This window comes from Caenibacillus caldisaponilyticus (assembly GCF_002003465.1).
Lineage (GTDB): Bacteria > Bacillota > Bacilli > Bacillales > Sporolactobacillaceae > Caenibacillus > Caenibacillus caldisaponilyticus.
The window spans coordinates 1-1,441 of the sequence record NZ_BDDQ01000135.1 but is presented as its reverse complement, the minus strand read 5'-3'; the positions used below and the strand labels follow the sequence as shown (position 1 = coordinate 1,441).

General features: G+C 42.2%; 2 protein-coding genes. Both read right to left on the bottom strand.

Going from position 1 to position 1,441, the window contains the following annotated elements; all coding sequences use genetic code 11:
• Positions 1–44 precede the first annotated feature (44 nt).
• Complete coding sequence (locus tag CCB157_RS16815) at positions 45–938, bottom strand: IS3 family transposase (protein ID WP_077616937.1); 894 nt, start codon at positions 936–938, stop codon at positions 45–47.
• Positions 902–1,201, bottom strand: a complete 300-nt coding sequence (locus CCB157_RS16810) for a helix-turn-helix domain-containing protein (RefSeq protein WP_077614899.1) — start codon at positions 1,199–1,201, stop codon at positions 902–904. Before CCB157_RS16810 ends, CCB157_RS16815 begins: the two co-directional genes overlap by 37 nt.
• Between the last annotated feature and the right edge of the window lie 240 nt (positions 1,202–1,441).

Below are 1,441 nucleotides of genomic sequence, written 5' to 3'. Positions count from 1 at the left end.
AATGGTCAAGACCCAAAAAAGTAGACACGTAAAAAACACCCTTGTTAAGCTGTTTTCTGACGCCTGTATTCAACAGGCGTCAATCTATTTAACTTCAATTGAATCCGCTCCTCATTGTAAAAGAAAATATAGTTGTGAATTAAGTTTTGTGCTTGGTTACAATGTTGTATATCATAGGGATAGAGAGCTTCTGTTTTTAAGTGGGAAAAGAAGCTTTCCATGGCGGCATTGTCCAAGCAGTTGCCTTTTCGAGACATGCTGGGACGAATGCCGAATTGATTCAGCAAGTGATGATATTCATAGGATGTGTACTGGAATCCTCGGTCACTATGAAGAATGGTTCCAGTAACATCCATTCTTTTTTCTACAGCTTTACGAACGGTATCCAGAACAAGTTGATTGTCATTACGAGTGCTCATGTTATATGCCACAATCTCATTGTTGAATAAATCCATAATAACAGAGAGATATAATGTTTGATTTCCAGCACGAATCCATGTTACATCTGTCACCCATTTTTGGTTGGGAGCATCAGCACGAAAGTGACGGTTTAGAAGGTTTTCTGCGATTCGCACTCCCATGGGAGTGCGAGATTGATTTTGACACAAGCGTTTTCGACGAATGACAGCTTGGATCCCAAGTTTCTGCATGATGCGGAGAACTTTCTTATGATTGACACGAAGTCCGTACAGACGTAGCAGTTCCGCTTGAATTCTCCGGTATCCGTAGATCTTGTTGCGAAGCTGATAGATGTAGCGAATTTTTTCTGCAAGCTCCTCATCTTGGTCCGGCTTGTTTTTCCTGGAAAGATACCGGTAGTAGCCGCTCCTGGAGACCCCCAAATACTCACACAGATCCTTTACGCTATGACGATGACGTAACTGATCCACCACTTGAAATTTCAGTGCTTCCCCTCCCTTGCCAAGATTTCCAACCACTTTTTTAGAACATCATTCTCCAATCGCAGCCTTTTGATTTCCCTTTCCAAGTCTTTGTACTCTTTCCGTCTTCCCCTGTGTTCCATTAATCCAAAGTCGCCCTGTTCCCAATATTTCTTCATCCAAACCTTCAGGCGCCCCACATCTTGGATCCCCAGTTCTTCAGCGATTTTTGCCTTGGGAATTCCTTGAAGTCTCATTTCCACTGCCTTCTTTTTGAGTTCAAAGCTGTATGTCTTGAATTTCTGTCCTTTTCTTGCCATGAAAATCACCCCTTAAAGTATTTTCACAGGGGGTTTTTCCTGTGTCTACTTTAAGGGGTGCACTTCAKTTCCMKGTGGTTTTTAGTAAAATCCGATGCCGATGACGAACACAAAGTACAGAATGATGACGAGATAATCGACCACGCCGGCATGAAATAAAACTTTATCCATGTCCATTCACCTCTCTGAAGTTTAAAAGACGCGCCCGGACTTTTAACCGCTTACATTTGGGATTAAAAA

Bases quoted from the DNA above. Each gene is read 5' to 3' on its own strand.
- CCB157_RS16810 (WP_077614899.1), bottom strand. From the start codon at position 1,201: ATGGCAAGAAAAGGACAGAAATTCAAGACATACAGCTTTGAACTCAAA.